General features: G+C 33.0%; 3 protein-coding genes and 2 other annotated features. Of the genes, 1 reads left to right on the top strand and 2 read right to left on the bottom strand.

The window, feature by feature from the left end; genetic code table 11:
- Together RWN11_RS06855 and metE are read right to left on the bottom strand one after the other, a co-directional pair.
- A partial coding sequence (locus tag RWN11_RS06855; RefSeq protein ID WP_314161005.1) for a bifunctional homocysteine S-methyltransferase/methylenetetrahydrofolate reductase occupies window positions 1-1,279 on the bottom strand: 1,279 nt, incomplete at its 3' end.
- 9 nt (window positions 1,280-1,288) lie between these two features.
- Window positions 1,289-3,529 (bottom strand): 5-methyltetrahydropteroyltriglutamate--homocysteine S-methyltransferase, encoded by a 2,241-nt coding sequence (metE, locus tag RWN11_RS06850; RefSeq protein ID WP_314161004.1) that lies wholly within the window; start codon window positions 3,527-3,529, stop codon window positions 1,289-1,291.
- A gap of 83 nt (window positions 3,530-3,612) precedes the next feature.
- Window positions 3,613-3,855: a binding site (T-box leader), on the bottom strand.
- A gap of 59 nt (window positions 3,856-3,914) precedes the next feature.
- Window positions 3,915-4,133, bottom strand: a binding site (T-box leader).
- Window positions 4,134-4,394: 261 nt separating this feature from the next.
- Between metE and RWN11_RS06845 the strand changes: the two genes are divergently transcribed.
- Window positions 4,395-5,409: SSURE domain-containing protein (locus RWN11_RS06845; RefSeq protein WP_314161003.1), on the top strand; the 1,015-nt coding region annotated here is incomplete at its 3' end.

The raw sequence follows: 5,409 nt of genomic DNA, 5'->3' as shown, positions 1-5,409 counted from the left end.
CACCAAGTTTACTTGGATCTCCAGTAAGAGCAAGGACATTATTAATTCCAAGAAGGTCAAATCCCATTAAGCGAGATTGTAATCCGATAAGGTTGTGATCACGACATGTTAAATGCAGAAGTGTAGGGGTAGAAATGTGCTCTTTAAGCAACGTAGCAGCAGCTAAATTACAAATTCGAGTGCTAGCTAAAGAATTATCCGCTAAAGTTATAGCTTCGATATTCTTTTTATCTATTGCTTTTGCGCCTTCGATAAATTTATCTACATTTAAATGTTTTGGTGGATCTAGTTCAGCTATTATTGTTACTTGTTTTTTCACTTTATCAACGATTGTTGGTTTATTATTTGCTACTCTGACAAGTTCTTCCTCAGCTGGTAAAGGTGTTATTATTTTTCTTCTGATTGGTTTTAAATCTTTTATTCCTTTTTTGATAGCACGAATATGCTCAGGAGTAGTTCCACAGCAACCGCCTATTAATCTTACACCTTCTTCTACAAGTAACTTAGCACTTTGTTCGAAGTAAGCTGAATTTTTTCTAAAACGGTATTCGTTACCATTTATAGTTTGTGTTAACTGTAATAAGCTGGCATTAGGATAAGCAGATAAGTAGCTTTGGGCAAATAATGGCACCTGTTTTAAACTTTTTATCATATGATAAGGACCAAGATGACAGTTTAAACCAACGATATCAGCACCTAAGTTAACAATTACGCTTAATGCATCAGTTACTTTTTCCCCATTTTGAGTTATACCTGCTTCTAATAATGAAATATTAGTAATAATAGGTAAGTCAGTTAATTTTCTAACTTCAGTTAAAACAGCACGAATTTCTTCTTGATCATAATAAGTTTCAAAAAGTAATGCATCAATTTTACCTGTTGATAATAATACTTTTACTTGATCAAGTGTTTCATTGACAATTGTTTCTAATGATAGTTCACATTCACGAAGTCCTCTGATAGCTCCAATAGTACCGAAAACAAAAGTGTTTTCTCCAGCAGCTTTACGAGCTATTTCAGCAGCGCGAATATTAATTTCTTCAAACTTGTCTTCATAACCATAAGTTTTTAGCTGACATTTTTTTGCAGCATAAGTATTTGTTTGAATTATATCCGCTCCAGCTTCGATATAAGCCTTATGAATTTTCTCTACAGAATCCGGATTAGAGATATTATTATATTCATGACAACTTTCCAATCCATTACTATAGAGAGCCGTACCCATAGCACCATCGGCTACGAGTACATCTTGTTCTAATCTCTCTAATAAGTTTCTCATGCGAACCTCCTATTTAGCGGAAAGTTCGTTTCTGATTTCTTTAGTTACTTCAACTAAAACTTCTAATGCTTCGATAGTTTCTTTTTCAGCACGTGTTTTTAATCCACAGTCAGGGTTAATCCAGAATTGTTCTGTAGATAATTTTTGAAGTGGACGTAAGATATTAGTACGTACTTCTTCTTTTGTTGGTACACGTGGAGAGTGGATATCATAAACTCCAAGTCCAATACCTAAAGGATAGATTGCAGTTTCGAATGCAGAGATTAATTCTCCGTGGCTTCTACTAGTTTCGATAGAAATAACGTCAGCATCTAATGCGCGGATAGAATCGATAATTTCATCGAAGTTAGAATAACACATATGTGTGTGAATTTGTGTATCATCTTGAACTGATGAAGTAGCTAGACGGAATGAGAATACTGCTTCTTCAAGATATTTTTCTTTTTTGTTGTCTCTTAGAGGTAATCCTTCACGGATAGCTGGTTCGTCAACTTGGATAATTGTAATTCCAGCTTTTTCTAAAAGTTCAATTTCATTTTTAAGTGCGATAGCGATTTGGTTGAAGATTTCTGCTTTAGAAATATCAGTTCTTTCGAATGACCAGTTTAGAATTGTAACTGGTCCAGTTAACATACCTTTAACAGGACGGTTAGTTAAGCTTTGAGCGTAGGCAGTTTCTTTAACTGTAACAGCTTCTACGTGTTTTACATCTCCGTAGATAATTGGTGGTTTAACCCCACGAGAACCGTATGATTGAACCCAACCGAATTTAGTAGATGCGAATCCAGCGAAACGTTGCCCGAAGAATTCAACCATGTCTGTACGTTCGAACTCACCGTGAACTAATACGTCGATATCAAGATCTTCTTGGATTTTAATCCAACGAGCGATTTCTTCTTCAATGAATTTTTCATATGCTTCATTAGATAATTCACCTTTTTTCCATAGAGCACGTTGTAGACGTACTTGTTTAGATTGAGGGAATGATCCGATTGTAGTAGTTGGTAATAATGGTAAGTTGTATTTTTTATTTTGAACTTCACGACGAACTTTGTAATCAGATGGACGAGTAGAACGAACATTTTCACTTGATTCTAATTCAAGGTTTCTGAAGTCAGCATTTTGTAGTTTATTGAAGTCTTCAACGTGTTTTTGGTATGCTGCATCTTCTTTGCCATCTAATTTGCTAGCTAGTAAGTTAAGCTCTACTAATTTTTGATCAGCAAATGCTAAACCATTTAATAATGTTTCTTCTAATTCAGTTTCGTTTTTAGTTGTTACTGGTACGTGTAGTAATGAACATGAAGGTTGAATTACTAATTCAGCAACATTGGCTTTAATTTCTTCTAATAATGCAGAACTATCTTCGAAATCGTTGCTCCATACGTTACGTCCATCAACAACCCCAGCAAATACTTCTTTATCTTTGAATAAACCAGCTTTTACATTAGCTAAGTTTTCTTCTCTTCCGTGAACGAAATCTAAACCGAAAGCTACTGGTAAATCAACAAGTTTTTCAGCTTCTACTAATGCTTCAAAGTAAGTTTGGAAGATGAATTTAGCATCTACTTCGTTGTTGAAGTGGTTGTATACTTTGTGAGCTAATTCTACATAGTTTCTTCCTTCATCAGTAACAAAGATTGGTTCGTCTACTTGGATGTAAGCAGCTCCAGCTTCAGCTAATTCTTTGAATACTTGAGTGTAAAGTGGAACTAATTTATCTAAAGCTTTTTCGAATTCTCCTTCAGCTAATCCACTAGATAAAGCAACATATGTAATTGGTCCAGTGATTACTGGTTTAGCTTTATCTCCTACGATTTCTTTTGCTTCTTTGTATAAGTCTAATAGGCGAGTGTTGTTTAATTTAGGGTTAACATTTTCCCATTCTGGTACGATGTAGTGGTAGTTAGTGTTAAACCATTTTTTAAGTGCAGATGCAACATTATCTTTGTTACCACGAGCGATATCGAAGAATAAGTCTACATCAACTTCTCTTCCTTCGAAACGTTGTGGGATAACGTTGAATTGAACTGATAAATCTAAAATGTGATCATAAAGTGAGAAATCACCAACTGGGATAAAATCTAATCCAGCATTTAATTGTTTCTCGATATAAAGACGACGAAGTTTTCCTGCTTCTTCAAATAACTCGTTTTGACGAACTGTACGAGCCCAATATCCTTCAATTAATTTTTTCCATTCTCTTTTTTCCCCTAAACGTGGGTATCCTAAACTTGAAATTTTTGTCATTATTTTTTCCTCCTGAGATTTTCTCTTTTTGTGTATATTGAATTATAAAAATAAAAAACGCCCTTAAACAATATCTAATATTGTCTAAGGACGTGCGTTTTATACGTGGTACCACCTTATTTTATGGAAAATCTAAAATGGTAAATTGAATTTTTTAGTTTTCCACCTCATTAAAATTTTAACGCTATTTTCTGCGTAATTATCTAACTTGTGCTCGATAATTAAAACTCAAAGACCATCTTCAAAAAAACTCATTAATCTCTTTTCAGCTACCGAGACTCTCTGGTGTAAATCCTTTTTTCTACTCATCTTATCCATGTAATAATATATTAATTTGTAAAAATATTTTTTTATTCAGTCTTAAATACGACAAAAGGGTAGTAACACAAGGGACGAAATGACCGTGTTACCACCCAATTTTATAATCTTAAAATAAATTTTAATCTTACCTCAATGATTATTAACGGTTATCAACCGGAACTAACTTATATATACTCATTAGTTCAGCTCTGTGACCATTTACAATACACTCAAATCCTTTTTTTCACCAACCAAAAGGTCTCTAATAATTAAGAAATATTGCTCTTCACTTCTTCGCTTTTTAAAACTGTTAAAGAAATATTAACATAAGATTTTTTCTTTGTCAACACTTTTTATTAAAAAAATTAAAAACTTTTTTCGAAATTGTCAGAAATCTAAGATAAGCCATATATATTAGTATATTTCGAAAATAATATTTTTATAATATCTATTTAAGAAATATTTAAACATTTACTAATAGTTAGTTAATATCTATAAGGTATACTGTATTCATCAAACAAAAAGTTTTGGTAATAAAGTATTAATTAAGAGGAGAAAAATACAAATGAAAAATAACTTTATGAAATCAGAGAATTTTACAAGATGGGCAATAAGAAAAGTTAGTGTTGGAGTAGTATCAGCAGCTGTTGCAAGTGGTATTTTTGTTATTATAGGAGGTGGAGAAGCACACGCAAGTGATAAACAATTGGATAAAGCTCCAATAGTTGAAACTGTAAAAACGCAGGTAGATGAAAATGTAGTTACTAAACCAACAGAAAAAGTTGAATCAGTAGAATCAACAACAGTAAAACCTAAAGAAACTGATAAAACAGTCGAACAACCTATAGTTGGAACAGATAGAGAAGCTAAACCTGAAGCAATAGACAATAATATTTTAAGTCTTGCTAAAGATACTGCTGACGCACCAAAAATGGAAGCACCAGATATGACTACACACAAAACAGCACCAGTTGAAGTTAAAAAAGCAGTAATGGACAATACAAAAGATGAAGTTAACGTACCAGCTAAATACTTAGATAAAGCAAACTTTCCAGGACCATTTACAGCGGGAGTAAACCAAGTAATTCCTTATGAATTCTTTGGTGGTGACGGAATGTTAACAAGATTAATCTTAAAATCATCAGATAAAGCCCCATGGTCAGATAACGGATCAGCGAAAAATCCAGCCTTATTACCATTAGAAAAATTAGGAAAAGGATTATACTTCTATGAAGTAGACTTAGAAGGAACAAAAGGAAAATCAGATAAAGAACTATTAGATTTACTTAAAGCAAATGGAACACAAAGCTACAAAGCAACAATCAAAGTATACGGTGAAAAAGACGGCAAAGCAGATTTAACAAATGTAGTAGCTACAAAAGATGTAAATGTAAATCTAAATGGATTAACAACTGTTAACGAAGTTAAAAAAGGTGTTATGGATAATACTAAAGATACAATTGACGTACCAGCTAAATACTTAGATAAAGCAAACTTCCCTGGTCCATTCACAGCCGGAGTAAATCAAGTAATTCCTTATGAATTCTTTGGTGGTGACGGAATGTTAACAAGATTAATCT

The sequence above is a fragment of the uncultured Gemella sp. genome (assembly GCF_963519265.1).
Taxonomy (GTDB): Bacteria; Bacillota; Bacilli; order Staphylococcales; family Gemellaceae; genus Gemella.
Note: the sequence above shows the minus strand (reverse complement) of the source record. Positions and strands in the feature narration are given on the sequence as shown.